Below are 872 nucleotides of genomic sequence, written 5' to 3'. Positions count from 1 at the left end.
AGGGGTCAACGCCAAAAGAAGCTTGTTGCAGCTTCTGCTTGACCACATCCCGCACTACCGAGCGGAGCAATTCCAGCTCAGAAGGGTTGAGCTGATCGTGGCTGGGACACTCATCGGGAGCCAGCCACATGTAAACAGCAGGAACCCGGTTTAAGATCTGCTGCATCAGCACTTCCCGCTCCCTGGCATCGTGGAAAACCTGCTGATGGGGGTGTTCAGTACAGAGGACATTTTCCAGCTCTCCCAAGGCCAGGTACTCGACAATATTAACCAACATCTTTTCCATGATCGATGTCCCTCCTAAAAATCCTTGTCGCTCTTAAAACAGGTATTCAACAAAACGTGCAATTTCCCCAGACTTTTGCCTACCAGCCGGACATTTGAGCCGTCGGCAAATCCAGTCCTCCAGCGGGAAGCCGTTGCGAATTTGTCCGTAAGATCTTTTGTACGGCTGATTCTTTCCCCTCTCATTTGCCTTCTCACTTGCCACTGAAAGTAGCCAGCAGAAACCCTCAGCAGCCAGAAAATCTCTTCACTGGCCTGGGATGCCAATGAAAAATTATCGGCGTTTTGAGGAGTACAGGGCAGGGGATTTAACAAAGACTATAGAAACTTAGCCGCAGAGAGAAGATCTTACCCAACCACTCCTCGTCCACTACGCTAACATAGGGCTATGTGGAAAATTATGAGAATATTAAGGGATTTACATATTTCTTGATAATTGACCAATTTAGCGTGCCAAAGCTTGGAATGCTCAAGCCGACGCCGAAGGTAGGGATCCGAAAAAACATGCGGTTAACCCGCCAGCGGCAAATCGACTCGCTGGGCCTGGATCCAGAAAGATTCTAGGTCGTAGTAGTCTCTTTCCTCCT

Annotated in this window: 1 protein-coding gene; it reads right to left on the bottom strand. The window is 49.1% G+C overall.

Annotated elements, in window-relative coordinates; genetic code table 11:
• Positions 1–286, bottom strand: a 286-nt coding sequence (locus NW852_RS07620; RefSeq protein ID WP_414426609.1) for a hypothetical protein, incomplete at its 3' end; no start/stop codon positions are given.
• Between the last annotated feature and the right edge of the window lie 586 nt (positions 287–872).

Source organism: Synechococcus sp. H60.1, assembly GCF_047462335.1.
GTDB lineage: Bacteria > Cyanobacteriota > Cyanobacteriia > Thermostichales > Thermostichaceae > Thermostichus.
This window is presented reverse-complemented; position numbering and strand designations above follow the sequence as displayed.